General features: G+C 52.8%; 24 protein-coding genes and 1 rRNA gene. 9 read left to right on the forward strand and 16 right to left on the reverse strand.

Features of this window, described 5'->3' with window-relative positions:
* Positions 1-47: 47 nt before the first annotated feature.
* Both OGW44_RS08530 and gmhB read right to left on the reverse strand, forming a co-directional pair.
* Positions 48-1,589 (reverse strand): 16S ribosomal RNA (locus tag OGW44_RS08530).
* A gap of 364 nt (positions 1,590-1,953) precedes the next feature.
* Positions 1,954-2,520 carry a D-glycero-beta-D-manno-heptose 1,7-bisphosphate 7-phosphatase gene (gmhB, locus tag OGW44_RS08535; RefSeq protein WP_016151783.1) on the reverse strand — a complete coding sequence of 189 codons (567 nt, stop codon included), beginning with the start codon at positions 2,518-2,520 and terminating at the stop codon, positions 1,954-1,956.
* A gap of 189 nt (positions 2,521-2,709) precedes the next feature.
* Here gmhB and metN point away from each other — a divergent pair, with 189 nt between their 5' ends.
* The 7 genes from metN (at position 2,710) to OGW44_RS08570 (ending at position 9,181) form a co-directional block, all read left to right on the forward strand.
* Positions 2,710-3,741 (forward strand): methionine ABC transporter ATP-binding protein MetN, encoded by a 1,032-nt coding sequence (gene metN / locus OGW44_RS08540; protein ID WP_016151782.1) that lies wholly within the window; start codon positions 2,710-2,712, stop codon positions 3,739-3,741.
* On the forward strand, positions 3,734-4,387 hold the full coding sequence (locus tag OGW44_RS08545) for a methionine ABC transporter permease MetI (RefSeq protein WP_016151781.1): 654 nt from the start codon (positions 3,734-3,736) through the stop codon (positions 4,385-4,387). The genes metN and OGW44_RS08545 overlap by 8 nt, the downstream gene beginning before the upstream one ends.
* 44 nt (positions 4,388-4,431) lie before the next feature.
* Complete coding sequence (metQ, locus tag OGW44_RS08550) at positions 4,432-5,247, forward strand: methionine ABC transporter substrate-binding lipoprotein MetQ (RefSeq protein ID WP_006686809.1); 816 nt, start codon at positions 4,432-4,434, stop codon at positions 5,245-5,247.
* 116 nt (positions 5,248-5,363) lie between these two features.
* Positions 5,364-5,768: an envelope stress sensor lipoprotein RcsF gene (gene rcsF, locus OGW44_RS08555; protein WP_016151780.1), complete on the forward strand. Its 405-nt coding sequence runs from the start codon at positions 5,364-5,366 to the stop codon at positions 5,766-5,768.
* Positions 5,765-6,472, forward strand: coding sequence for a tRNA (N6-threonylcarbamoyladenosine(37)-N6)-methyltransferase TrmO (gene tsaA / locus OGW44_RS08560; RefSeq protein ID WP_185654722.1), 708 nt, complete (start codon positions 5,765-5,767; stop codon positions 6,470-6,472). The genes rcsF and tsaA overlap by 4 nt, the downstream gene beginning before the upstream one ends.
* A gap of 113 nt (positions 6,473-6,585) precedes the next feature.
* Positions 6,586-8,304: a proline--tRNA ligase gene (gene proS, locus OGW44_RS08565; RefSeq protein WP_016151778.1), complete on the forward strand. Its 1,719-nt coding sequence runs from the start codon at positions 6,586-6,588 to the stop codon at positions 8,302-8,304.
* Positions 8,305-8,356: 52 nt separating this feature from the next.
* Positions 8,357-9,181, forward strand: a complete 825-nt coding sequence (locus OGW44_RS08570) for a YaeF family permuted papain-like enzyme (protein WP_185654723.1) — start codon at positions 8,357-8,359, stop codon at positions 9,179-9,181.
* A 47-nt stretch (positions 9,182-9,228) separates the two neighbouring features.
* On the opposite strand, the gene nlpE is transcribed toward OGW44_RS08570, so the two are convergent.
* From nlpE to OGW44_RS08585, 3 genes are read right to left on the reverse strand one after another with little or no spacing between them, the layout of a single operon-like run.
* Positions 9,229-9,930, reverse strand: coding sequence for an envelope stress response activation lipoprotein NlpE (gene nlpE, locus OGW44_RS08575; protein WP_087121852.1), 702 nt, complete (start codon positions 9,928-9,930; stop codon positions 9,229-9,231).
* A 30-nt stretch (positions 9,931-9,960) separates the two neighbouring features.
* Positions 9,961-10,383: an alternative ribosome rescue aminoacyl-tRNA hydrolase ArfB gene (gene arfB / locus OGW44_RS08580; RefSeq protein ID WP_016151775.1), complete on the reverse strand. Its 423-nt coding sequence runs from the start codon at positions 10,381-10,383 to the stop codon at positions 9,961-9,963.
* Complete coding sequence (locus tag OGW44_RS08585) at positions 10,383-10,925, reverse strand: YaeQ family protein (protein ID WP_019078408.1); 543 nt, start codon at positions 10,923-10,925, stop codon at positions 10,383-10,385. The genes arfB and OGW44_RS08585 overlap by 1 nt, the downstream gene beginning before the upstream one ends.
* Positions 10,926-11,113: 188 nt before the next feature.
* On the opposite strand from OGW44_RS08585, the gene OGW44_RS08590 reads away from it, so the two are divergent.
* Both OGW44_RS08590 and rof read left to right on the forward strand, forming a co-directional pair.
* Positions 11,114-11,314, forward strand: coding sequence for a YaeP family protein (locus tag OGW44_RS08590; protein WP_003018499.1), 201 nt, complete (start codon positions 11,114-11,116; stop codon positions 11,312-11,314).
* Positions 11,301-11,561, forward strand: a complete 261-nt coding sequence (gene rof, locus OGW44_RS08595; RefSeq protein WP_016151773.1) for a Rho-binding antiterminator — start codon at positions 11,301-11,303, stop codon at positions 11,559-11,561. Before OGW44_RS08590 ends, rof begins: the two co-directional genes overlap by 14 nt.
* 54 nt (positions 11,562-11,615) lie before the next feature.
* Here rof and tilS read toward each other — a convergent pair whose 3' ends face one another.
* The 11 genes from tilS to skp form a co-directional block, all read right to left on the reverse strand.
* The gene (gene tilS, locus OGW44_RS08600) at positions 11,616-12,908 is read right to left on the reverse strand and encodes a tRNA lysidine(34) synthetase TilS (protein ID WP_115190977.1); all 1,293 of its coding nucleotides are present in this window, start codon (positions 12,906-12,908) and stop codon (positions 11,616-11,618) included.
* Between the two features lie 61 nt (positions 12,909-12,969).
* Positions 12,970-13,359 (reverse strand): VOC family protein, encoded by a 390-nt coding sequence (locus OGW44_RS08605; protein WP_049269214.1) that lies wholly within the window; start codon positions 13,357-13,359, stop codon positions 12,970-12,972.
* A gap of 66 nt (positions 13,360-13,425) precedes the next feature.
* Positions 13,426-15,564 carry a lysine decarboxylase LdcC gene (ldcC, locus tag OGW44_RS08610; RefSeq protein WP_185654724.1) on the reverse strand — a complete coding sequence of 713 codons (2,139 nt, stop codon included), beginning with the start codon at positions 15,562-15,564 and terminating at the stop codon, positions 13,426-13,428.
* A 99-nt stretch (positions 15,565-15,663) separates the two neighbouring features.
* Positions 15,664-16,623, reverse strand: a complete 960-nt coding sequence (gene accA, locus OGW44_RS08615) for an acetyl-CoA carboxylase carboxyl transferase subunit alpha (protein ID WP_003018513.1) — start codon at positions 16,621-16,623, stop codon at positions 15,664-15,666.
* A 12-nt stretch (positions 16,624-16,635) separates the two neighbouring features.
* Positions 16,636-20,118 carry a DNA polymerase III subunit alpha gene (dnaE, locus tag OGW44_RS08620; RefSeq protein WP_142418028.1) on the reverse strand — a complete coding sequence of 1,161 codons (3,483 nt, stop codon included), beginning with the start codon at positions 20,116-20,118 and terminating at the stop codon, positions 16,636-16,638.
* 24 nt (positions 20,119-20,142) lie between these two features.
* Positions 20,143-20,739: a ribonuclease HII gene (gene rnhB / locus OGW44_RS08625; RefSeq protein WP_019078405.1), complete on the reverse strand. Its 597-nt coding sequence runs from the start codon at positions 20,737-20,739 to the stop codon at positions 20,143-20,145.
* Positions 20,736-21,884, reverse strand: coding sequence for a lipid-A-disaccharide synthase (lpxB, locus tag OGW44_RS08630; RefSeq protein ID WP_185654725.1), 1,149 nt, complete (start codon positions 21,882-21,884; stop codon positions 20,736-20,738). Before lpxB ends, rnhB begins: the two co-directional genes overlap by 4 nt.
* Positions 21,884-22,672: an acyl-ACP--UDP-N-acetylglucosamine O-acyltransferase gene (gene lpxA, locus OGW44_RS08635; RefSeq protein ID WP_003018525.1), complete on the reverse strand. Its 789-nt coding sequence runs from the start codon at positions 22,670-22,672 to the stop codon at positions 21,884-21,886. Before lpxA ends, lpxB begins: the two co-directional genes overlap by 1 nt.
* Positions 22,673-22,675: 3 nt before the next feature.
* On the reverse strand, positions 22,676-23,131 hold the full coding sequence (fabZ, locus tag OGW44_RS08640) for a 3-hydroxyacyl-ACP dehydratase FabZ (protein WP_003018528.1): 456 nt from the start codon (positions 23,129-23,131) through the stop codon (positions 22,676-22,678).
* A gap of 103 nt (positions 23,132-23,234) precedes the next feature.
* Complete coding sequence (gene lpxD, locus OGW44_RS08645) at positions 23,235-24,260, reverse strand: UDP-3-O-(3-hydroxymyristoyl)glucosamine N-acyltransferase (protein WP_185654726.1); 1,026 nt, start codon at positions 24,258-24,260, stop codon at positions 23,235-23,237.
* A 3-nt stretch (positions 24,261-24,263) separates the two neighbouring features.
* Positions 24,264-24,749: a molecular chaperone Skp gene (gene skp / locus OGW44_RS08650; protein ID WP_016151765.1), complete on the reverse strand. Its 486-nt coding sequence runs from the start codon at positions 24,747-24,749 to the stop codon at positions 24,264-24,266.
* Positions 24,750-24,834: the final 85 nt, after the last annotated feature.

Below are 24,834 nucleotides of genomic sequence, written 5' to 3' on the forward strand. Positions count from 1 at the left end.
TTCATCAGACAATCTGTGTGAGCACTACAAAGAACGTTTCTTTAAGGTAAGGAGGTGATCCAACCGCAGGTTCCCCTACGGTTACCTTGTTACGACTTCACCCCAGTCATGAATCACAAAGTGGTAAGCGCCCTCCCGAAGGTTAAGCTACCTACTTCTTTTGCAACCCACTCCCATGGTGTGACGGGCGGTGTGTACAAGGCCCGGGAACGTATTCACCGTGGCATTCTGATCCACGATTACTAGCGATTCCGACTTCATGGAGTCGAGTTGCAGACTCCAATCCGGACTACGACATACTTTATGAGGTCCGCTTGCTCTCGCGAGGTCGCTTCTCTTTGTATATGCCATTGTAGCACGTGTGTAGCCCTACTCGTAAGGGCCATGATGACTTGACGTCATCCCCACCTTCCTCCAGTTTATCACTGGCAGTCTCCTTTGAGTTCCCGGCCGAACCGCTGGCAACAAAGGATAAGGGTTGCGCTCGTTGCGGGACTTAACCCAACATTTCACAACACGAGCTGACGACAGCCATGCAGCACCTGTCTCAGAGTTCCCGAAGGCACCAAAGCATCTCTGCTAAGTTCTCTGGATGTCAAGAGTAGGTAAGGTTCTTCGCGTTGCATCGAATTAAACCACATGCTCCACCGCTTGTGCGGGCCCCCGTCAATTCATTTGAGTTTTAACCTTGCGGCCGTACTCCCCAGGCGGTCGACTTAACGCGTTAGCTCCGGAAGCCACGCCTCAAGGGCACAACCTCCAAGTCGACATCGTTTACGGCGTGGACTACCAGGGTATCTAATCCTGTTTGCTCCCCACGCTTTCGCACCTGAGCGTCAGTCTTTGTCCAGGGGGCCGCCTTCGCCACCGGTATTCCTCCAGATCTCTACGCATTTCACCGCTACACCTGGAATTCTACCCCCCTCTACAAGACTCTAGCCTGCCAGTTTCGGATGCAGTTCCCAGGTTGAGCCCGGGGATTTCACATCCGACTTGACAGACCGCCTGCGTGCGCTTTACGCCCAGTAATTCCGATTAACGCTTGCACCCTCCGTATTACCGCGGCTGCTGGCACGGAGTTAGCCGGTGCTTCTTCTGCGAGTAACGTCAATCACTGCGGTTATTAACCACAATGCCTTCCTCCTCGCTGAAAGTACTTTACAACCCGAAGGCCTTCTTCATACACGCGGCATGGCTGCATCAGGCTTGCGCCCATTGTGCAATATTCCCCACTGCTGCCTCCCGTAGGAGTCTGGACCGTGTCTCAGTTCCAGTGTGGCTGGTCATCCTCTCAGACCAGCTAGGGATCGTCGCCTAGGTGAGCCGTTACCCCACCTACTAGCTAATCCCATCTGGGCACATCCGATGGCAAGAGGCCCGAAGGTCCCCCTCTTTGGTCTTGCGACGTTATGCGGTATTAGCTACCGTTTCCAGTAGTTATCCCCCTCCATCGGGCAGTTTCCCAGACATTACTCACCCGTCCGCCACTCGTCACCCAAGGAGCAAGCTCCTCTGTGCTACCGTTCGACTTGCATGTGTTAGGCCTGCCGCCAGCGTTCAATCTGAGCCATGATCAAACTCTTCAATTTAAGTTTGATGCTCGTGAATTAAACTTCGTAATGAATTACGTGTTCACTCAGAGACTTGGTATTCATTTTTCGTCTTGCGACGTTAAGAATCCGTATCTTCGAGTGCCCACACAGATTGTCTGATAAATTGTTAAAGAGCAGTTGCGACGCGCTTTAGCGCTCTGTCGCGAGGTGGCGTATATTACGCTTTCCTCTTTCAGAGTCAACCCTCATTTTCAGGTTTTTCTCTTCAACCGAACCGGCTGTTTGTGTGAAGTGATTCACATCCGCCGTGTCGATGGAGGCGCATTATAGGGAGTCGACTCAGGAAGACAAGCGGAAAAATGCATTTTTGTTTCAACCGCTCACCTTTTATCCATTGCGCTTACTTTTGCTGCTTTTTTATCGCCATTGGCAGGTCTGCCAGACTGTTTATGACCAAATCTGCCGCATTTTCTGCTTCCGGCGTAACAGGTTTACCCGTGCGCACCAGAACCTTCGTTCCAACATTCGCCGCTGCTGCTGCCTGCATATCTTCTATCTTGTCGCCTACCATATAGGAAGCGGCCATATCGATATGCAGGAAGTCTCGGGCGGAGATCAACATTCCAGGATGCGGTTTACGACAGTCGCAGACCTGACGATACTCTTCTACTGTGCCCTGCGGATGATGCGGGCAATAGTAGATACCATCCAAATCAACGTCGCGATCGGCCAGCGACCAGTCCATCCATTCGGTCAACGTTTCAAACTGTGCCTCAGTAAATTTGCCACGAGCGATACCAGACTGGTTTGTCACGATAATGAGCGCGTAACCCATATTTTTAAGTTCACGCATGGCATCAATAACGCCGTCGATAAACTCGAACTCGTCAATCTCATGTACGTAACCGTGGTCCACATTAATGGTGCCGTCGCGGTCGAGAAAAATTGCGGGTACAGATTTTGCCACCTTTTATAGCTCCTGAATAAGGCATGTGGCTCTAGTATCGCATGTTTCGGCGGGCAAGAAAGTGCTCATCGTGCAAAGCTAGATTGATTTAGACGTCTGGATGCCTTAACATCCATCTTGTTGACGGCTTCGACCGTCCCAGACAGACGAAAATGCCACGGCTAACTTAATTACGATAATAAATAACCAATGATTAAACTTTCGAATATCACCAAAGTGTTCCAGCAGGGGACTCGCACCATTCAGGCGCTAAATAAAGTCAGCCTGCACGTTCCTGCCGGGCAGATTTATGGCGTCATTGGCGCCTCCGGTGCCGGTAAAAGTACGCTCATTCGCTGCGTTAACTTACTTGAACGCCCAACCGAAGGCAGTGTTCAGGTTGGCGGTCAGGAGCTGACGACGCTTTCTGAATCCGAGCTGACTAAAGCTCGCCGTCAAATCGGCATGATTTTCCAACACTTTAACCTGCTCTCTTCCCGTACCGTGTTTGGCAACGTCGCGCTGCCGCTGGAACTGGATAATACGCCAAAGGAAGAGATCAAACGCCGTGTAACAGAACTGCTGGATTTAGTCGGCCTTGGCGACAAGCACGACAGCTACCCGGCCAACCTTTCCGGCGGACAAAAACAGCGAGTGGCGATTGCGCGTGCGCTGGCCAGCAATCCAAAAGTGTTGCTGTGTGATGAAGCCACCAGCGCACTTGATCCGGCAACAACCCGCTCGATTCTGGAATTATTGAAAGACATTAACCGTCGTTTGGGACTCACCATTCTGCTGATCACCCATGAGATGGACGTTGTAAAACGCATTTGTGACTGCGTAGCGGTCATCAGTAATGGTGAGCTGATTGAGCAGGACACCGTCAGCGAAGTGTTCTCCCACCCGAAAACGCCGCTGGCACAGAAATTTATCCAGTCCACGCTACACCTGGATATCCCGGAAGATTATCTGGAACGTTTAAAAGCAAAGCCAGAAGCCGACAGCGTGCCAATGCTGCGCATGGAATTCACCGGTCATTCGGTTGATGCGCCATTACTTTCTGAGACGGCCCGTCGCTTTAACGTGAATAACAACATTATTAGCGCGCAGATGGATTACGCCGGCGGCGTGAAGTTCGGCATCATGCTGACTGAAATGCACGGCACACAGGAAGATACACAAGCAGCCATTAACTGGTTGCAGGAACACCATGTAAAAGTAGAGGTACTGGGTTATGTCTGAGCCGATGATGTGGCTGCTGGTTCGCGGCGTATGGGAAACGCTGGCAATGACCTTTGTGTCCGGTTTTTTTGGTTTTGTGATTGGCCTGCCGGTTGGCGTGTTGCTGTACGTAACGCGGCCGGGGCAAATCATTGAGAACGCGAAGCTCTACCGCACGCTATCTGCACTGGTGAATATTTTCCGTTCCATCCCGTTCATTATCTTGCTGGTGTGGATGATTCCGTTCACCCGCATGATCGTTGGCACCTCTATTGGACTGCAGGCCGCTATCGTCCCGCTGACCGTCGGCGCCGCGCCGTTTATCGCCCGTATGGTGGAAAACGCGCTGCTCGAAATCCCGACCGGGCTGATTGAAGCCTCCCGTGCAATGGGCGCCACGCCGCTGCAAATTGTACGTAAGGTATTACTACCAGAAGCACTGCCTGGACTGGTCAATGCGGCCACCATCACCCTTATCACGCTGGTGGGTTATTCCGCGATGGGCGGTGCAGTCGGTGCCGGTGGTCTTGGCCAGATTGGTTATCAGTACGGTTATATTGGCTACAACGCTACCGTCATGAATACAGTGCTGGTATTGCTCGTCATTCTGGTTTATTTAATTCAGTTATCCGGTGATCGCATCGTCCGGGCTGTCACGCACAAATAACGTTGCACACAACACTAAAAACTCATTAAGAAAAGGAAATAAGCATGGCGTTCAAATTCAAAACCTTTGCGGCAGTTGGAGCCCTGATCGGTTCTCTGGCACTTGTGGGTTGCGGTCAGGATGAAAAAGATCCTAACCACATCAAAGTGGGCGTTATTGTTGGCGCAGAGCAGCAGGTCGCAGAAGTCGCGCAGAAAGTGGCTAAAGAAAAATACGGTCTGGACGTTGAGCTGGTCACGTTTAACGATTACGTCCTGCCTAACGAAGCACTGAGCAAAGGCGATATCGATGCTAACGCCTTCCAGCACAAACCGTACCTGGATCAACAGATCAAAGATCGCGGCTACAAACTGGTTGCCGCAGGTAATACTTTTGTTTACCCGATTGCGGGCTACTCTAAAAAAATCAAGTCACTGGATGAGTTGCAGGAAGGCTCTCAGGTCGCGATTCCAAACGATCCGACTAACCTTGGCCGCTCCCTGCTGCTGCTGCAAAAAGTGGGCTTAATCAAACTGAAAGACGGTGTTGGTCTGCTGCCGACCGCGCTGGACGTGATTGAAAACCCGAAAAACCTGAAGCTGGTTGAACTGGAAGCGCCGCAGCTGCCGCGTTCCCTGGACGATGCACAAATCGCACTGGCGGTCATCAACACGACCTACGCCAGTCAGATCGGCCTGACCCCGGCTAAAGACGGTATCTTTGTTGAAGATAAAGATTCTCCGTACGTAAACCTGATCGTGACTCGTGAAGACAATAAAGATGCTGAGAATGTGAAGAAATTCGTTCAGGCATACCAGTCTGACGAAGTGTACGAAGCAGCAAACAAAGTCTTCAACGGCGGTGCTGTTAAGGGCTGGTAATTTTAGGCTGTTTCCAGAATCTGTAATATCATCAGGACGGGCGCTTGCCCGTCTTGTCATTTATGCAAGCACCTGATTCAATATCTGACGTTTAGATCATTCATTGAGGAAATATTATGCGTGCTTTACCGATCTGTTTAGTAGCACTCATGCTGAGCGGCTGTTCTATGTTAAGCAGATCCCCTGTTGAACCCGTTCAAAGCACCGCTACCCCGCCTAAAGCGGAGCCGGAAAAACCCAAAGCACCGCGCGCGGCGCCGGTAAGAATCATTACTAACGCTGAAGATTTAGTTGGCAAACCGTTCCGCGATCTCGGCGAAGTCAGCGGCGAATCCTGCCAGGCATCCAACCAGGATTCTCCGCCGAGCATTCCAACCGCACGCAAACGCATGCAGATTAACGCATCTAAAATGAAAGCAAATGCGGTATTGCTGCACAGTTGCGAAGTAACCAGCGGAACGCCGGGTTGCTATCGCCAGGCGGTTTGCATCGGTTCTGCACTGAACATTTCGGCGAAATGAGCCATTTTCAGTTCGAGCAAATAGGCGTTATCCGCTCACCTTATAAAGAAAAGTTCGCCGTTCCACGCCAGCCAGGTCTGGTGAAAAGTGCCGGCGGTGAACTGCATTTGCTCGCACCTTATAACCAGGCCGATGCCGTTCGCGGCCTGGAAGCCTTCAGCCATTTGTGGGTGATTTTTGTTTTTCACCAGACAATGGAAGGTGGATGGCGTCCAACCGTGCGCCCTCCCCGTCTTGGCGGCAATGCCAGAATGGGCGTCTTTGCCACGCGTTCAACGTTTCGTCCGAACCCTGTTGGCATGTCGTTGGTTGAGCTGCGGGGCATCCGTTGCCATAAAGAGCACGTAATCCTTGAGCTCGGCGGGCTGGATCTTGTTGATGGCACGCCGGTAGTGGATATAAAACCGTATCTGCCGTTTGCCGAATCGCTGCCTGATGCTCGCGCCAGCTATGCTCAGGACGCGCCGCAGGCCAGTGTAGACGTGACGTTCAGTGAAGAGCTCGCTGAGCAACTCCCAAAGCTCGAACAGCGTTACCCGCATCTTCGTCAGTTTATTGCCGAAGTGCTGGCGCAGGATCCGCGTCCTGCCTACCGTAAAAACGAGGAAGAAGGCAAAACCTATGCCGTCTGGTTGCTGGACTTTAACGTCCGCTGGCGCGTGACGCCGTCAGGATTTGAGGTCTTTGCTCTGGAAGCCCGCTAATTTGCATCGCGTACTCTTTTGACATCCCCTTCTCGCTGGTAAACTAAACCACTTTTGTTTTGTGCCAGGCTCATTTTGAGCCTGTTCGATCGTTCAACTGGAACCGTAACAACATGCGTACTAGCCAATATCTGCTCTCCACTCTGAAGGAGACACCTGCCGACGCCGAGGTCATCAGCCACCAGCTGATGCTGCGCGCCGGGATGATCCGCAAGCTGGCCTCTGGGTTATATACCTGGCTGCCGACCGGCGTGCGCGTCCTGAAAAAAGTCGAAAACATCGTGCGTGAAGAGATGAACAACGCCGGTGCGATCGAGGTGTTGATGCCGGTCGTTCAGCCTTCTGAACTGTGGGAAGAGAGCGGCCGTTGGGAACAATACGGCCCGGAACTGCTGCGTATTGCTGACCGTGGCGATCGTTCGTTCGTACTCGGCCCAACGCATGAAGAAGTGATCACCGACCTGATCCGTAATGAGCTGAGCTCTTACAAACAGCTGCCGCTGAACTTCTATCAGATCCAGACCAAATTCCGTGACGAAGTGCGTCCGCGCTTCGGCGTGATGCGTTCCCGCGAATTCCTGATGAAAGATGCCTACTCTTTCCACACCTCTCAGGAATCTCTGCAGGAAACCTACGACGCGATGTACGCTGCGTACAGCAAAATCTTCAGCCGTATGGGGCTGGATTTCCGTGCGGTACAAGCGGATACCGGTTCTATCGGCGGCAGCGCCTCTCACGAATTCCAGGTGCTGGCGCAGAGCGGTGAAGACGATGTGATCTTCTCTGACTCTTCCGACTATGCGGCAAACATCGAGTTTGCCGAAGCTGTTGCACCGAAAGAACCGCGCGCCGCTGCAACGCAGGAAATGACGCTGGTTGATACGCCGAACGCTAAAACCATCGCCGAGCTGGTTGAACAATTCAACCTGCCTATCGAGAAAACCGTGAAAACCCTGCTGGTGAAAGCGGTTGAAGGCAGCAGCTACCCGCTGGTTGCGCTGCTGGTTCGTGGCGATCACGAGCTGAACGAAGTCAAGGCGGAAAAACTGCCGCAGGTTGCCAGCCCGCTGACCTTCGCCACCGAAGAAGAAATTCGTGCGCTGGTTAAAGCAGGTCCAGGATCTCTGGGTCCGGTGAACATGCCTATTCCGGTGGTTATCGACCGTACCGTTGCGGTAATGAGCGATTTTGCTGCCGGTGCCAACATCGACGGTAAACACTATTTCGGTATCAACTGGGATCGCGATGTGGCCACCCCGGAAGTGGCTGACATTCGTAACGTGGTCGCCGGCGATCCAAGCCCGGATGGCAAAGGTACGCTGATGATCAAACGCGGTATCGAAGTGGGCCACATCTTCCAGTTGGGTACCAAGTACTCTGAAGCGATGAAAGCCGCCGTTCAGGGAGAAGATGGTCGTAACCAGACGCTGACCATGGGCTGCTACGGTATCGGGGTCACTCGCGTTGTGGCTGCTGCGATTGAACAGAACTACGACGATCGCGGCATTGTATGGCCAGACGCCATTGCCCCGTTCCAGGTTGCTATTCTGCCGATGAACATGCACAAATCCTACCGTGTGCAGGAGCTGGCTGAAAAGCTGTACGCGGAGCTGCGCGCGCAGGGTATTGAAGTGCTGATGGACGATCGTAAAGAGCGTCCAGGCGTGATGTTTGCTGATATGGAGCTCATCGGTATTCCGCATACCATCGTGCTGGGCGACCGTAACCTCGACAACGACGATATCGAATACAAATACCGTCGTAACGGCGAGAAAGAGCTGATTAAAACCGGCGACATCGTCGACTACCTGGTCAAAGCTATTAAAGGCTAATACCAGCACAAGGCCCTGAGGATCAGGGCCTTTTTTACATGGATTGTATAAAATGGCTAAACCAACGGCGTATTACTGCCTGCTCCTCCCCTTCGTTCTTCTGCTTTCAGCCTGCACGATTGACGTCAGTCAGCAAAATTCATCAGCAACCGCTGTTGATGCCCAGGCAAAGAAATGGGAGGTAAAACTCCAGCATCAAAGTTCATTTACCGATCAAGCGCTGCATGAAATTACGGATACCGACCTCAGGCCGGGCGACCTGCTGTTCTCCTCCAGTCTTGGGGTGACCTCATTTGGTATTCGCGCGTTCAGCACCTCTTCTGTCAGCCATGTCGCCGTTTACCTTGGCGATAATGAAGTTGCCGAAGCGACTGGGGCGGGAGTACAAATCATTTCGCTCAAAAAGGCTGAAAATCACAGCGATAAGCTTTTTGCTCTGCGGGTCCCCAACCTCACACCGCAGCAGGCCGAAGAAATCAAAACATTCGCTTATAAAATCAAAGATAGCGGCTATAACTACCGCGGCATCGTCGAATTTATTCCGTTTATGGTGACCCGGCAAATATGTTCATTGAATCCTTTCTCAGAGGATTTTCGCCAGCAATGCGTCAGCGGGCTGGCAAAAGCACAGTTGAACAATACCAGTGAAGGAGAAAAGAAGGCGTGGTTTTGCTCCGAATTTGTAACCGATGCGTTTGCCACAGCCGGGCATCCGCTAACAATGGCGCAGCCGGGTTGGATTAGCCCTTCCGACCTGATGCATATGCGCGAAGGTGACATTTCCGCGTTTAAGTCTGAAACGCAGCTACAGTATATCGGCCACCTGAAGTTAGGGATTTATATCAAAACCAGCCGTTTTGTTGGATTGATCCGATAAGGAAAAACTGTCCGGGCGATCGCCGGACAGTTTTTATAAGCTGCAGATTAATCATCGCAACTCTGGCCAGGGATAAACTTAATTTCTTTATCCGCTCTTAAGGTTTTCACTGGTGTGCCCGTATCAGGATTTTCTTCCATCGTGAAGTGCCCTTCCACAGTAAGCAGAACTGCCTTATCCGTTGCACCACGCGCAGTCAGATAATCTCGCTCCAGTTGTGCATTGTTCGCGACAGAGACTCTTTTACCCGTCGCACAATCAGTGAAGGTTGCCGCGTCAGCCATATAGAAGTACATGCCCCGCATCGGCATTGGCGTCACCGGTAAGCTTGCAGAAACTGGCTCAAGCGTGTAGTTGAACTGTGACTCAATCGGGTTACCTTCACGATCGAGCATCTCCAGCGCTTCACCTTTTGCCCGGTAGTACGACTTTTCACCTTTGCTGTCAGTCAGCACCAGCTTATCGGCAGTGCGCGCCCATGTACCATAAGAGGCAAAGGAGGACGGTTCATCCCGCACGCCCTGATAGCGTTCGTTCATCACCCATGTGCCGTCTTTTTCCAGGAACAGAGAGGTTTCAATTCCTTCGCAGTCCGCGCAAGGCAAAATGCCACGCCAGCTTTGCTGCATCGGTTTTAATTCTGCCGCCCGCGTCGGCTGTAGTACATCGACTTCAGTACGGTTGTTACAGCCGATCAAGGAAAAAAGCGTGCATGCAGCGACCACGGACAATATTGCTGTTTTCACTATGAATTCCTTATAATTTTTTATTCCCGCTCGTCAGTCTTGCGTTCGACGAACTCTCCCACGCAGTGCTTTCACTGTGGATTTTTGCGCCTTCGATGACAACCTGCGCTCTTTCGAGGCGCGCGTAGGACGTGTTGCCTGTCGGCTTTTTTGCACCGCGGTTAATTCTTTTATCACCGCCACCAGTCGGGAGATTGCCGCTTCCCGATTTAGCTCCTGGCTACGGTATTCCTGCGCCTTTATGATAATAACGCCATCGCTGCTAATCAGATGATGGCTGGCGGCCAGCAGACGTTCCTTGTAATACTCTGGCAGGCCTGAGGCCCGAATGTCAAAGCGCAAATGGATAGCCGTCGAGGTCTTGTTAACGTGCTGACCGCCCGCTCCCTGTGCCCGAATCGCCGTGATTTCCAGCTCACTGTCAGGGATAGAGACGTTTCGGGAGATAACAATCATCAACGCGGCTGCCACGCGGTCAGATGAATTTCCAGATTGTTCTGAGAATCAGACAGCCAGATGGCGCCATCCTGGATAGTTGCCTGCAGCGCCATTGTACGACCAGCAAAATCACTCAGTTGCGCCAGCTGTTCATCATCCAGATACCACACGGTGAGATTTTTAAACTGCGCACACTTGCTCTGGTTTTGCTGCCACCAGATCTGGGCCGCACGGCTGTTGTAAGTAAACAGAGCAACCTCACCAGACTGGGTACAGGCTTTTTTAATACGACGCTCATCCGGCAGACCCAGTTCAATCCAGAGATCGATGCCCAGATGGTCGTTACGCAGCCATGCTTCAGGCTCGTCTTCAGCACTCAGGCCACGCGTGAACTGCAGCCGTTCATCGGCATATTTAATCCAGGCCAGCAGGCGCAGCATCATGCGCTCCAGGGTTTCAGAGGGATGACGCGCCAGCGTCAAGGCCGCGTCAAGGAACTGGTTGCGGTCGAGATCCGCTACGTTGACGACGGCTTTATAAATTGTCGCTTTAAGCGCCATGAGAGAACTCCTTTCGAATCAGGCGCTCATTGTAGCGAAAACTGCGGCAAAAGGCTGCTAACAGCTCCTCAATCAAGGCGCTGATATTGCTTGAATGAGTATGGTATAGTCACCTTGCTAAACAGAGTTTATCTTCGTAGGCTTAGACTTGCATCCACGGTTAAGTCAGAGTGCTGACAGGAGGGCATGTGGAAAAATATTGTGAGTTAATACGCAAGCGGTACGCGGAAATCGCCAGCGGAGACTTAGGGTATATCCCGGATGCGCTGGGTTGCGTATTGAAGGTGCTTAATGAAGTGGCGGCAGACAGCGCCCTTCCAGAGTCGGTCAGGGAAAAAGCGGCCTATGCTGCCGCCAACTTACTGGTGAGCGATTATGTCAATGAATGAAACGTATCAACCCATCAATTGTGATGATTACGACAATCTTGAACTCGCCTGCCAGAACCATTTGTTACTGACGCTGGCGCTAAAAGATGGCGAAGTTTTGCAGGCGAAAGCGAATGACCTGGTTTCACGCAAAAACGTGGAGTATCTGGTCGCAGATGTCGCAGGTGAAATCCGGGAGCTTCGTCTCGATAAAATTGCCAGCTTCAGCCACCCGCAAATCGGTACCGTGGTCGTCAGCGAATCTTAACTTTTCTTGCACCTTATCAGGCCTAAATGACCAGGCCTGATAATCGCACCGCCATCAGGTATGCCAAATCAGACTCATACCTTCTTCATCTACCGCCGCACCCTCACGCGTCACAAAAACACCCGCAGCCGCAATCAACGTTTCACCGTAAAACAACAACGGCGTGGTATCTCGTCGCCAGGGCGGGATCCCCTGCTCCTGCCAGATTTTCTTTAATTTACGTCCACCGTTACGCCCGACAATATGCAATACGCCTGGCGCTTTAAAACGAATACTGACGGCTTCACCTGCTTGCGGCATGCGCAATTCGCCAGCCGAGATTAGCTGCACCGAGCCTAACCCGGCTGGCAGCGTCAACGGCGTTTCCCGGCATGACCACGGGATGACGGTTTCGCTTTGCCCGTCGACCGATTTAACCCACCATAGCTGTGACTGATAGCGACGGACCTCATATTCTCCCAGACGAAAACAGGGGGAAGCATCTTCTCGCGCCAACGCCACTTCCTGCCAGATACGTTCCAGCCCGTCCCGGGAAGGCATCGGCGCATTTACCCCAGCCAACCAGCGACGAAGCAGAGCGGCACGTCGCACGCCACTCATCATCATTAACGGTGCCAGTAACAGTGTGCCTTGGGCAGTCACGCAGTCGGCTAAATCATTGGCCAGCAGTTCATCCAGTAAACTCTCCTGCTCGGCGCACAGCGCGGCGCTGCGGGCTGCGGCTTGCGCGAAGTGCGGCCATCGTTGTTGGAGCAAGGGGGTAACGCGCAATCTGAGAAAATTGCGATCGTAGGCATCATCCTGATTACTTTCATCTTCGATCCAGCATAATTCATGCTGTCGCGCCCATGCTTCAAGCGCCTCTCGCGTTTGCGCCAGCAGCGGTCGAATCAGTTGGGTTCCGGCAAATGGTGAGCTTTCGCCCATGGCGGAGAGCCCGGCAGGACCACTGCCGCGTTTAAGCGCCAGTAGAAAGGTTTCACACTGGTCGTCGAGATGCTGGGCAGTCATCAGCACTTCACCCGGTAGTAAGGTCTGCGCAAATGCCTGATAGCGCGCGCGTCGCGCCTGAGCTTCGATGCCCAGACCATCATCCTCAAGATGGACCCGTTCAACCACCAGCGGCACCTGCCACTGTGCGCATACCGACTCACAGTGTTGCACCCAACTGTCTGCCTGCGGGCTTAATCCGTGATGAATATGGATTGCGCGCAAGGCAACCTCAGGATTTTGCGCTCGCCACAGTACCAGCTGATGTAGCAGCACGGTGGAGTCCAGCCCGCCGCTAAAGGCGACCAGAATCGATTGAGAATTTAGCAGTGAAGTGTTCAGCGTGAGTGTCGTCATGATGGTTACTTACAAGGGCATTGCCCGGCACATTGCCAGGTTAATGCCACAATGATAAGACTTACAGCTCGTACAGTTCGAGCGGTAATCCGTCCGGATCGTTAAAAAACGTAAAGCGTTTGCCGGTAAACGGATCGATACGCACGGATTCGCACTTCACGTGGTGAGCTTCCAGATGCGTGATCGCTTTTTCCACGTCATCTACGCTGAACGCCAGATGGCGTAAACCGCAGGCTTCCGGTCGGCTCGGACGGCAAGGCGGAAATGGAAAAGAAAAAAGCTCAATCACATACTGACCGTTCAATGCCAGATCCCCCTTCCACGAGTCACGTTCTTCCCGGTAGGCTTCGCTGATTAGCGTAAAGCCCAGCACATCACAGTAAAATGCCTTACTCGCCGCGTAGTCCGTCGCAATAATGGCAATATGGTGAACCTGTTTTAATCCCAGCATAGCGTCATCGCCTCTTTCGTTTTTCTGCCAGCACGTTACTCGTGCGTAATGGGTTCACGCAAGTCGTCATGCCATTTTTAGGACTCGCACGCGATACACGCCATCTTCACCCAGTTTAGCGCCATGGATATCGGTTTCAAATCCAGGATAGTGATGGCCCACTGAACACAACATCAGCAGAAAATCGAGTACAGCCCGACTTTTGGCCGTGATCATTTCCCCGGGCATCAAGAGCGGCACACCGGGAGGATAAGGCAGAATCATATTGGCAGAAATGCGCCCCACCAGTTGATCGAGCGCCACCGTTTCGACCTCACCTTTGATCTGCCGCTGCCAGGCCTGGTGCGGGGTCATTTTCATTTCCGGTAAGGTATCAAATGCCCGCAGCATCAGCCCGGAGAGATCGTGCTGGCGGATCAGCTTATGGATCCCCTGCGCCAGATCCTGAATACGCATATTACGATAGAAATCGGGATCCTCGGCATACAGATCCGGCAGCATATTTTTCACGCGTAAATTCAGATCGTACGAGCGTTTAAATTCCGTCAGGCCGCGCAATAGCCCCATCGCCCGGGTTTTATCAATGCCAATACTGAACAGGAACAACAGATTATACGGTCCCGTTTTCTCGACAACGACGCCGCGCTCATCAAGGAATTTCGCCACCAGCGCCGCAGGGATCCCCTCTTCACTCATATTTCCCTGTTCATCCATTCCCGGCGTAAGAATGGTGACCTTCACCGGGTCGAGGAACATATGGTCGGCGTCAGCATCAACAAATCCGTGCCAGTCTTCACCAGGCGCTACCGGCCAGCACTCCGCCTCATCTACCCTTTCCGGCTGCCAGATATCAAAGAACCAGCCATCCGACTCTTCGCGTAGCCGCTGCACTTCTTTACGGAAATGCAGCGCCCGCTCCACCGAACGATTGATCAACCGCTTGCCTGAATTGCCACGCAGCATTGCCGCCGCCGTTTCTATCGACGCGACAATCGGGTAGCTCGGGGAAGTGGAAGTGTGCATCATAAAGGCTTCGTTGAACGTCTCTTCGTCGTAGTCGCCCTTAATGTGGATCAGAGAAGCCTGTGATAGTGCCGCCAGCATCTTGTGGGTTGACTGGGTTTCAAAAGTCACTTTCCCTGGCACCCGTTCGCCGCTCATCCCACTTTTCCCCTGATAGATCGGGTGAAAATGGGTATACGGCACCCAGGCAGAATCAAAATGAATGGAGGGCACATCCAGGGTTTGCTTGATCCAGTTGGTGTTATACAACAGGCCGTCATAGGTGGAATTGGTGATCACCGCGTGTACCGGCCATAGTGCCTGAGGGGTCTCTTCTACCTTGCGTTCAATGCTTGCGCGGGTGAATTCCCGACGAGGTATACCGCCGAGGATCCCCAGCGCATTGCGCGTAGGCTTCAGCCAGATTGGCACCACATCGCTCATCATGAGCAAATGCGCCAGCGACTTATGACAGTTGCGATCAATCAGGAGCGTACTGCCTGAAGGCGCGGCATACATGCCGACAATCTTGTTCGACGTCGAGGTGCCGTTGGTCACCATATAGCTCTGCTCGGCGCCAAAGGTGCGCGCGATATACTCCTCCGCTTCCAGATGCGGGCCGGTATGATCCAGCAGCGAACCCAGTTCAGTCACGGAAATAGACACGTCGGCCTTCAGCGTATTGCCGCCAAAGAAATCATAGAACAGGCAGCCTACCGGGCTTTTCTGATACGCCGTTCCCGCCATATGTCCGGGCGTGCAGAAGGTGTACTTTCCTTCCTTCACATAGGTAAACAGCGCCTTGGTGAAAGGAGGCGTGATGTTATCGAGGTATTCGCTGGTGTACTGACGGATGCGGGTTGCAATATCTTCAGACTGGCCCAGCGCATACTCAAAAAACCACAGCGCCATGCGCAGGTCGTGCGCGCTGACATCCATCGTCGAATGGGTATTAATAAAGGCGTAGAGCGGGAGATACTCGTTGAGCTGGTTGATGTCACTGCACAGATCCAGACTGTATTCATCCCAGTCAAAAATGACACCGCAAATTCGTGGGTTATGTTCGATAAACTTAAGCAGGTCGACGCTATTCTGCGGCCAGATAATCTGAAACCCCTGCTGTTGCAGCGCACGCTCAAGTTCCTTGATGGGCTCATCTTTATAAAAGACGCCATGCGGTCCCATGATGGCAATGATATTCATGCGTTCCTCCTGGAAAAACCTTAGTTAATCATAGCCTGGTGAAACCACAGGTAAAAAAAAGGGCCACAGCGTTGTGGCCCTTTTCAGAATTAATGCAGTTTACGCGTAACCGTAGCTCATCAGACGCTGGTAACGACGGTTTTTCAAATCATCTTTGCTTAACACGTCGAGGTCGGCGAGATCGGCCAGCAGCTGTGCTTTCAGGGACGCAGCCATCACTTCCGGGTTGCGGTGCGCGCCGCCCAGCGGTTCCGGGATGATAGAGTCGATAAGCTTCAGCTCTTTCAGACGCGGCGCGATAATTCCCATTGCTTCTGCGGCCAGCGGCGCTTTGTCGGCGCTTTTCCACAGAATGGAGGCACAGCCTTCCGGGGAGATAACGGAATAGGTGCTGTATTGCAGCATATTCACTTTATCGCCTACGCCGATCGCCAGCGCGCCGCCGGAACCACCTTCACCAATAACGGTGCAGATTACCGGTACGCTCAGACGCGACATTTCACGCAGGTTGCGCGCAATCGCTTCAGACTGACCACGTTCTTCCGCGCCCACGCCCGGATAAGCCCCAGGGGTGTCGATGAAGGTAATGATCGGCATATTGAAACGCTCGGCCATTTCCATCAGACGCAGCGCTTTGCGATAGCCTTCCGGTGCCGGCATGCCGAAATTACGACGAATTTTTTCTTTGGTCTCACGGCCTTTCTGATGACCAATGATCATCACCGGACGGCCATCCAGACGCGCGATGCCGCCGACAATAGCTTTATCATCCGCATAGGCACGATCGCCCGCCAGCTCATCAAATTCATCAAATGCCAGGCGGACATAATCCAGGGTGTACGGACGCTGTGGATGGCGCGCCAACTGGGCTACCTGCCATGCGCCAAGATCGGCGAAGATTTTACGCGTCAGCTCTACGCTTTTTTCACGCAGACGATGCACTTCTTCATCGATGTTAATATCCAGTTTCTCATCCTGACGGCTAACCGCAGTCAGAGAATCGATTTTTGCTTCCAGCTCTGCAATCGGCTGTTCAAAATCAAGGAAATTCAGACTCATAGTATTCCTGTATTAGTCAAACTCCAGTTCCACCTGCTCCGAACCAATAAGGCCACGGAGATCGTTTAGCAAACGATCGCTCGGAGAGACACGCCACGTTGCGCCAAAACGCAATCGCGCACGTGCATCCGCCCTCTGATAGTAGAGATGTACTGGAATTGTCCCCGAGCGGTGGGGTTCCAGAGACTGACGGAGTCGGTTTAAAAGCTGGTCATCAATTTGCCTGTCCGTCAGCGAGATAGCAAGCCCGCGAGCATATTTTTCCCGGGCTTCGTCAATATCCATGACTTCACGGGCCATCATTTTAAGCCCGCCGCTGAAGTCATCAAAGCTGACCTGTCCGCTGACGATAAGTATGCGGTCTTTTTCCAGCAATTGCTGGTATTTATCCAGGGCATCGGTAAACAACATAACTTCCAGACGCCCGGAACGGTCATCCAGGGTACAGATGCCGATACGATTGCCGCGCTTGGTGACCATTACCCGCGCAGCAATGACGAGCCCCGCAGCCGTGGTGACTTTACCACGTTCTGTCGGATGCATGTCTTTCAGCCTGTGGCCTCCAACATAGCGCTCAATTTCTTTTAAATACTGGTTGATGGGGTGTCCCGTCAGGTAAAGCCCTAACGTTTCACGTTCCCCTTCTAATACCACCTGCTCCGGCCACGGTGTACAGTTAGCATAAGACTGTTCAATTTGTTCCGGCTCTTCAGCCAGCACGCCAAACATGTCCGCCTGACCCGTTGCCTCGGCTTTCGCATGCTGATCGGCGGCTTTTAGCGCATCGTTGAGCGAATTCATCAGCGCCGCACGATGCGGACCTAGGCGGTCAAACGCCCCGGACATGATTAACTTTTCCAGCACCCGGCGGTTGAGTTTTTTGATGTCCGTGCGCGCACAGAGATCAAACAGCTCGCGGAAGTAACCGCCTTCGTTGCGCGCCTCAATAATAGCTTCAATTGGCCCTTCACCCACGCCTTTTATCGCGCCGATGCCATAGACAATTTCGCCATCATCATTCACGTGAAAATGATAAAGCCCGGAGTTGATGTCCGGCGGCAGGATTTTGAGCCCCATACGCCAGCATTCATCCACCAGCCCGACCACTTTCTCGGTGTTATCCATATCGGCGGTCATTACCGCCGCCATAAACTCGGCGGGGTAATGCGCCTTCAGCCATAGCGTCTGGTAAGAGACCAGCGCATAGGCAGCGGAGTGCGATTTGTTAAATCCGTAACCGGCGAATTTCTCCACCAGGTCAAAGATTTTCATCGCCAGTTCGCCGTCGACGCCGCGCTTTTTCGCCCCTTCTTCAAAGGTGCCGCGCTGCTTAGCCATCTCTTCCGGCTTTTTCTTACCCATCGCACGACGCAACATGTCCGCACCGCCAAGGGTATATCCGGACAGCTCCTGGGCAATCTGCATAACCTGTTCCTGATACAGGATAATGCCGTAGGTCGGCTCCAGTACCGGTTTCAGACACTCATGCTGCCATTGTACGTCCGGGTAGGAAATCTCTTCGCGACCATGCTTACGGTCGATAAAGTTATCTACCATCCCCGACTGTAGCGGACCAGGACGGAACAGGGCCACCAGAGCGATCATATCTTCGAAGCAGTCAGGCTGCAGACGTTTGATAAGATCTTTCATGCCGCGGGATTCAAGCTGGAAGACCGCCGTGGTCTCCGAGCGTTGCAGCATGTCGAAGCTTTTCTTGTCATCCAGCGGGATAGCGGCGATATCCAGCGGCGGCTCGCCGTTCTTTTCACGGCGCGCGTTAATCATTTCCAGCGCCCAGTTGATGATGGTGAGCGTACGCAGGCCGAGGAAGTCGAACTTCACAAGGCCGGCATATTCCACGTCGTTCTTATCAAACTGAGTAACCGGGTGCAGCCCCTGTTCATCGCAGTACAGCGGCGCAAAATCGGTAATTTTGGTCGGCGCGATAACTACACCACCGGCGTGTTTACCGGCGTTACGCGTGACGCCTTCCAGCTTACGCGCCATATCGATCAGTGCTTTAACCTCTTCATCTGCCTCATAGATTTCCGGCAGTTGGGGTTCGGCTTCAAAGGCTTTTGCCAGCGTCATGCCCGGATCGGGTGGCACCAGTTTCGAAATACGGTCCACGAAGCCGTACGGGTGTCCCAGCACGCGCCCCACGTCGCGGATAACCGCTTTGGCCGCCATCGTACCGAAGGTAATAATCTGCGAAACAGCATCACGACCGTACATTTCCGCCACGTGTTCAATTACCTGGTCGCGTTTCTCCATACAGAAGTCAACGTCGAAGTCGGGCATTGAGACACGTTCCGGGTTCAGGAATCGTTCGAACAGCAGGTCAAATTCCAGCGGATCCAGGTCGGTAATTTTCAGCGCATAGGCGACAAGCGAGCCGGCACCGGAACCACGTCCAGGGCCTACCGGTACGCCGTTATCTTTCGACCACTGGATAAATTCCATCACGATCAGGAAGTAGCCAGGAAATCCCATCTGGTTGATAACTTTAAGTTCAACTTCCAGACGTTCGTCATAAGGCGGGCGCTTCTGCGCGCGAACTTCAGGGTCCGGGAACAAAAACGCCAGACGCTCTTCCAGACCTTCGCGCGATTTCGCCACGAGGAAATCCTCGGTGGTCATATCACCGGTCGGGAACTGTGGCAGGAAATACTCACCCAGACGTACCGTCACGTTACAGCGCTTAGCTATCTCAACGGTGTTTTGCAGCGCTTCCGGAATATCGGAAAACAGCTCGCACATCTCATCTTCGCTACGCATGTACTGCTGCGGCGAATAATTACGCGGGCGTTTCGGGTCGTCAAGGGTGAACCCGTCATGGATTGCCACGCGGATTTCATGCGCGTCAAAATCACCGGTTTCAAGGAAACGAACATCGTTGGTCGCCACCACCGGAAGACCACGCCTTTCCGCCAGTTCTACCGCTGCATGCAGATAATTTTCTTCATCTTGCCTGCCGGTGCGGATAAGCTCGAGGAAGTAACAATTTGGAAAATGTTCTTCGTAAAACGCTACGCACTCATCAACCAGTGCGCTATTACCGCGCAGCAGGCTGCGCCCAACGTCGCCCATGCGGCCGCCGGAGAGCAAAATCAAACCTTCTTTTAACTCGGCCAACCAATCCCGGTCAATGACCGGCCCTTCTGCGCCATAACCACGCTGATAGGCTTTCGATATCAACAACGTCAGGTTCTGATAGCCGGTATTGTTTGCGGCCAGCACGGTGAGCTGCGTGAGTTCATCGCCCAGCAGCTCGCTACGGACATGAAAATCTGCGCCAACTATTGGCTTGATACCCGCACCGTGACCCGCTCCGTAAAACTTCACCAGACCACACAGGTTGGTAAAATCGGTGATCGCCAGCGCAGGCATGCCTAACGCGGCCGCCTTTTTCACCAGCGGCCCGGTTTTCGCCAGCCCATCGATCATGGAGTAGTCGCTGTGCACCCGCAGGTGGACGAAACGAGGTTCAGACATCTTCAGATTCCTTCGACACAAGAATCAGGACGTGAGTCCCAGTGCGCGTTTGACGGGGCCAAAACTACGGCGATGGTGCTCTGTTGCGCCATGCATTGCCAACTTTTCCAGATGAAAAGCGGTTGGATAGCCTTTGTGCTGTGCAAAGCCATACTGCGGGAACACCGTATCCAGGGCCGCCATTTCAGCATCACGAGTGACTTTTGCCAGTATCGACGCCGCGCTAATCTCCGCCACGCGGCTATCACCTTTTACCACCGCCAGCGATGGCACCGGTAATGCCGGGCAACGATTGCCGTCGATCAGTACGTATTCCGGCGCTATATGCAGACCCGCAACCGCACGCTGCATGGCCAGCATAGTGGCATGTAAAATATTCAACTCGTCGATTTCATGTGGTTCAGCACGCCCCAGGCTCCAGCTTAACGCTTTTTCTTTAATCTCATCGAATAGCGCCAGGCGACGTTTTTCCGACAGTTTTTTTGAGTCGTTAAGACCGATAATAGGGCGAGCCGGATCCAGAATGACGGCGGCAGTGACGACCGCGCCGACTAAAGGACCACGTCCAACTTCATCTACACCCGCCACTAAATGCGTATGCGGATATACAAATTCAATCATTGCGCTAACTCCAGGACCGCATCCGCCGCCTGCTCATCAGCGTTGCAACGGATCTGCTGATGCAGTTCACGGAATGTGTCGTGCATCACATGGCGGGTTTTGCCATTCGCCAGCAACGGCAACAGCGCTTGCGACAGCGCCTGCGGTTCGCACTCTTCCTGCAACAGCTCTTTAACCAGTTCTCTTCCCGCCAGCAGGTTAGGTAGCGAAACGTAATCGGTCTTCACCAGACGCTTCGCCAGCCAGAAGGTGAAAGGTTTCATACGATAGCCAACCACCATCGGGCATTTTGCCAGCATACATTCCAGCGCAGCGGTGCCTGAAGCCAGCAGTGCGGCATCGCTGGCAACCATCGCTTCACGTCCCATCCCATTAAGCAGATGTACGGAAAGCTCCGGTGCAACTTCAGCTTTAATGCGCTCAAACTGCTCGCGACGTTTGGCATTCACCAACGGCACTACCACTTCGAGATCTGGATAATGCTGACGTAACAACTGCGCCGTTTTCAGAAAATCGGCGCTGAGCATCTCCACTTCTGCGCCACGGCTTCCTGGCAATAGCGCCAGGCAGTGAGCGTCATGGGGAATACCCAGAACATCGCGAGCCGCGTTTTTATCCGGGTCCAACGGCATGGCATCTGCCATGGTATGACCGATAAAGCGGCACGGGACGTTAAATTTGTCATAAAACGCTTTTTCGAAAGGCAGAAAGGCCAGCACCATATTGGTGGATCTGCCTATTTTGAAAACGCGTTTCTGTCGCCAGGCCCACACAGAGGGGCTGACGTAATGAATGGTTTTAATGCCCTGCTTTTTCAAATTCCCTTCGAGGGTAATATTGAAATCAGGCGCATCAATACCGACGAAAACATCCGGCTTTAAGTCGGTAAATCGGCGAGTGAGATCGGCGCGAATATGCAGTAACCGGCGCAGGCGTCCGAGCACTTCAACAATGCCCATTACCGCCAGCTCTTCCATTTCGTACCAGGCTTCACAGCCTTCGGCCTGCATCAGCGGACCCGCCACGCCAACAAAACGCGCATTGGGAACGCGAGCCTTGAGTGCACGGATTAACCCTGCACCAAGAATATCGCCGGAGGTTTCTCCGGCGACGAGGGCAATCGTTAAAGGACGCTGCTCAGTCATTAACGAATCAGACCACGCGTTGAGCGCTCAAAGAAGTCGCTGAAAGCCTGAACTTCAGGGTATTGTTTCGCCAGTTCCGCGATTTCCGGTTTCACTTCTTCCAGCGTTTTACCACTACGGTACAACGCTTTGTAGGCATTACGAATCGCGGTAATCGCTTCGCGGGTGAACCCACGACGCTTCAGACCTTCGATATTGACGCCAAATGGCGTTGCGTGGTTGCCCTGGGCGATAACGTATGGAGGCACGTCCTGAGCAACGCCAGAACAGCCGCCAACCATCACATGCGCGCCGATGATGCAGAACTGATGCACCGCAGTCATGCCGCCGATGATAACAAAATCATCCAGCGATACATGCCCGGCAAGCGTGGCGTTATTCGCCAGAATACAGCGGTTGCCTACCGTACAATCATGCGCGACGTGCGCATTAATCATCAGTAAGTTATCGCTGCCCACCTTCGTCACTCCACCGCCCTGCACTGTGCCACGATGAATGGTGACGCTTTCGCGGATGCGGTTGCGATCGCCAATTTCCACGCGGGTCGGTTCGCCAGCATATTTCAGATCCTGGTTAACTTCACCGATGGAGGCAAACTGATAGATCTCGTTATCGCGACCAATTTTTGTATGGCCATTCACGACAACGTGAGACTTCAGTACGGTACCCTCACCAATTTCAACATGGGGTCCAACAATACAAAATGGGCCAATGTGAGCGTTAGCGCCAATGCTGGCGCCTTCTTCCACAATGGCAGTTGGGTGAATAAAGGCGGATTTATCAATCACGTATCAGGCCTCCCGGCTACGGGCACACATCATCGTTGCTTCGCACACAACTTTACCGTCGACCAGCGCAACCCCTTTAAAACGGGTCAGGCCGCGGCGCGTTTTCTCGAAAGTCACTTCCATGATCATCTGATCGCCTGGCACGACAGGACGCTTAAAGCGCGCTTCGTCAATACCCGCAAAATAGTACAGTTCACCTGGTTCCAGTTTCCCTACGCTTTTAAACGCGAGGATACCAGTGGCCTGCGCCATTGCTTCCAGAATCAGTACGCCAGGGAAAATAGGTTTACCCGGGAAGTGGCCCTGGAAGAAAGGCTCGTTAACAGATACATTTTTCACTGCGCGCAGAAAGCGACCTTCTTCAAAATCCAGCACGCGGTCAACCAGCAGAAACGGAAAACGGTGCGGCAGAAGTTCTAAAATCTCTTCAATATGCAGAGTATGAGTGTTAGTAGTCAAAATACTCTTCCTGTCAAAATATACTAAAAGGCAATAATAACACGGCCTGTCGCAATCGTATGAATGGGACAGGCCGAAAAGTCAGACATGCAAAAACGGTGCTTTAGTCTTGTTGATTAACCTTGCGCTCAATCGCTTTGAGACGCTTGCTCATATCATCAATATTCATCACCAGTGCAGCTGTTTTACGCCATACCTTATTGGGCTGTAGCGGAATGCCTGAGGAATAGACGCCAGGTTCGGTGATAGGACGCATCACCATACCCATGCCAGTAACCGTGACTTTATCGCATATTTCCATATGCCCATTGATCACGCTGGCGCCGCCAATCATGCAGTAACGGCCAATCTTCAGGCTACCCGCCATAATGACGCCACCGGCTACCGCCGTATTGTCGCCAATCACAACGTTATGCGCAATCTGGCACTGGTTATCAATGATAACACCATTACCGATCACAGTATCGTCCAGCGCACCACGGTCAATGGTGGTACAAGCGCCGATCTCGACGCGATCGCCGATAATCACGCGACCAAGCTGCGGGATCTTCACCCAGTTACCGCGATCGTTCGCGTAACCAAATCCATCAGATCCGACGACAGTGCTGGACTGGATCAGGCAATTCTCACCGATCTGAATGTCGTGGTAAATCGTCACATTCGCCCACAAGCGTGAACCTGCGCCGATTTTAGTATTTTTTCCGACGAAGCAGCCTGCGCCGATAACGACGTTATCGCCCAGTTCTACGCCAGACTCAATGACCGCATTTGCGCCCACAGAAACATTATTACCCAGCTTCGCCGTCGCATCGATCACTGCACTCGGTGCAATGTTATGTGCGGGCTGCGGCGTGGTATCTAAGATTTGCGCCATACGTGCATAGGTCAGGTAGGGATTCTTCACTACCAGCGCAGCACTCTTAGCAAAAGGAAGATCGTCCTGCGTCATCACAACGGCAGAGGCCTGGCATACGCCTAAGTGTTCACGGTACTTAGGATTCACCATGAACGTGATATTGCCAGTTTGCGCAGATTGCATGGACGCTACGCCGGTGATGACGATATCGCCATCACCGTGTAATTCTGCATCCAACTGCTCTGCTAAATCAGCCAGTCGAATTGAAGGCATTACTTATTTAACCTGTTTCAGTACGTCAGCGGTGATGTCTTTTACATCGCTGCTGTTGTATGCAACGGTGTTTGCGTCAACAACCAGATCGATGCTCTGACTGTTAGCAACAGATTTCACAGCTGTCTGGATACGAGTAACCAGTTTGCCACGTTCTTCGTTGGAACGACGCGCACGATCCTGCTCAAAAGCCTGAGCTTTCTGAGAGAAAGTCTGACGCTGAGCCATGACGTCTTTTTCCAGCTTGGTACGATCGCTACCCGCTTTCATGGATTGCAGACGCTGCATTTTAGATTGCAGATCAGATTCCATACGCTGCAGTTCGCTGGCACGGCCTTTGAACTCGTTTTCCAGCGTAGCAGAAACGCCCGTCTTCTGTGCAACCTGTTGGAACAAGCTACCCATGTTGACGATTGCAATTTTGTCAGCAGCCTGTGCGGACGTTGCCATCGCTAAACCGAGACCTGCAGCTAATAACCACTTTTTCACAATTAACTCCTTACCATCCCATTTGCACCCGAAGGTACAGTTCTTTGCGTGGCCAGGCGATCCCATGCAAGATCGCCTAAAGTCA

It is taken from the genome of Citrobacter sp. Cb023 (assembly GCF_030336805.1).
Taxonomy (GTDB): Bacteria; Pseudomonadota; Gammaproteobacteria; order Enterobacterales; family Enterobacteriaceae; genus Citrobacter; species Citrobacter braakii.

Excerpts from the sequence above, each read along its gene's own strand:
- OGW44_RS08545 (WP_016151781.1), top strand. The coding sequence starts at position 3,734 with ATGTCTGAGCCGATGATGTGGCTGCTGGTTCGCGGCGTATGGGAAACG.
- rof (WP_016151773.1), top strand. The coding sequence starts at position 11,301 with ATGTCAATGAATGAAACGTATCAACCCATCAATTGTGATGATTACGAC.
- tsaA (WP_185654722.1), top strand. The coding sequence starts at position 5,765 with ATGAGCCATTTTCAGTTCGAGCAAATAGGCGTTATCCGCTCACCTTAT.
- OGW44_RS08585 (WP_019078408.1), bottom strand. The coding sequence starts at position 10,925 with ATGGCGCTTAAAGCGACAATTTATAAAGCCGTCGTCAACGTAGCGGAT.
- proS (WP_016151778.1), top strand. The coding sequence starts at position 6,586 with ATGCGTACTAGCCAATATCTGCTCTCCACTCTGAAGGAGACACCTGCC.
- lpxD (WP_185654726.1), bottom strand. The coding sequence starts at position 24,260 with ATGCCTTCAATTCGACTGGCTGATTTAGCAGAGCAGTTGGATGCAGAA.
- OGW44_RS08605 (WP_049269214.1), bottom strand. The coding sequence starts at position 13,359 with ATGCTGGGATTAAAACAGGTTCACCATATTGCCATTATTGCGACGGAC.
- metN (WP_016151782.1), top strand. The coding sequence starts at position 2,710 with ATGATTAAACTTTCGAATATCACCAAAGTGTTCCAGCAGGGGACTCGC.
- metQ (WP_006686809.1), top strand. The coding sequence starts at position 4,432 with ATGGCGTTCAAATTCAAAACCTTTGCGGCAGTTGGAGCCCTGATCGGT.
- ldcC (WP_185654724.1), bottom strand. The coding sequence starts at position 15,564 with ATGAATATCATTGCCATCATGGGACCGCATGGCGTCTTTTATAAAGAT.
- lpxB (WP_185654725.1), bottom strand. The coding sequence starts at position 21,884 with ATGACTGAGCAGCGTCCTTTAACGATTGCCCTCGTCGCCGGAGAAACC.
- rnhB (WP_019078405.1), bottom strand. The coding sequence starts at position 20,739 with ATGATTGAATTTGTATATCCGCATACGCATTTAGTGGCGGGTGTAGAT.
- OGW44_RS08570 (WP_185654723.1), top strand. The coding sequence starts at position 8,357 with ATGGCTAAACCAACGGCGTATTACTGCCTGCTCCTCCCCTTCGTTCTT.
- tilS (WP_115190977.1), bottom strand. The coding sequence starts at position 12,908 with ATGACGACACTCACGCTGAACACTTCACTGCTAAATTCTCAATCGATT.
- dnaE (WP_142418028.1), bottom strand. The coding sequence starts at position 20,118 with ATGTCTGAACCTCGTTTCGTCCACCTGCGGGTGCACAGCGACTACTCC.
- rcsF (WP_016151780.1), top strand. The coding sequence starts at position 5,364 with ATGCGTGCTTTACCGATCTGTTTAGTAGCACTCATGCTGAGCGGCTGT.
- arfB (WP_016151775.1), bottom strand. The coding sequence starts at position 10,383 with ATGATTGTTATCTCCCGAAACGTCTCTATCCCTGACAGTGAGCTGGAA.
- accA (WP_003018513.1), bottom strand. The coding sequence starts at position 16,623 with ATGAGTCTGAATTTCCTTGATTTTGAACAGCCGATTGCAGAGCTGGAA.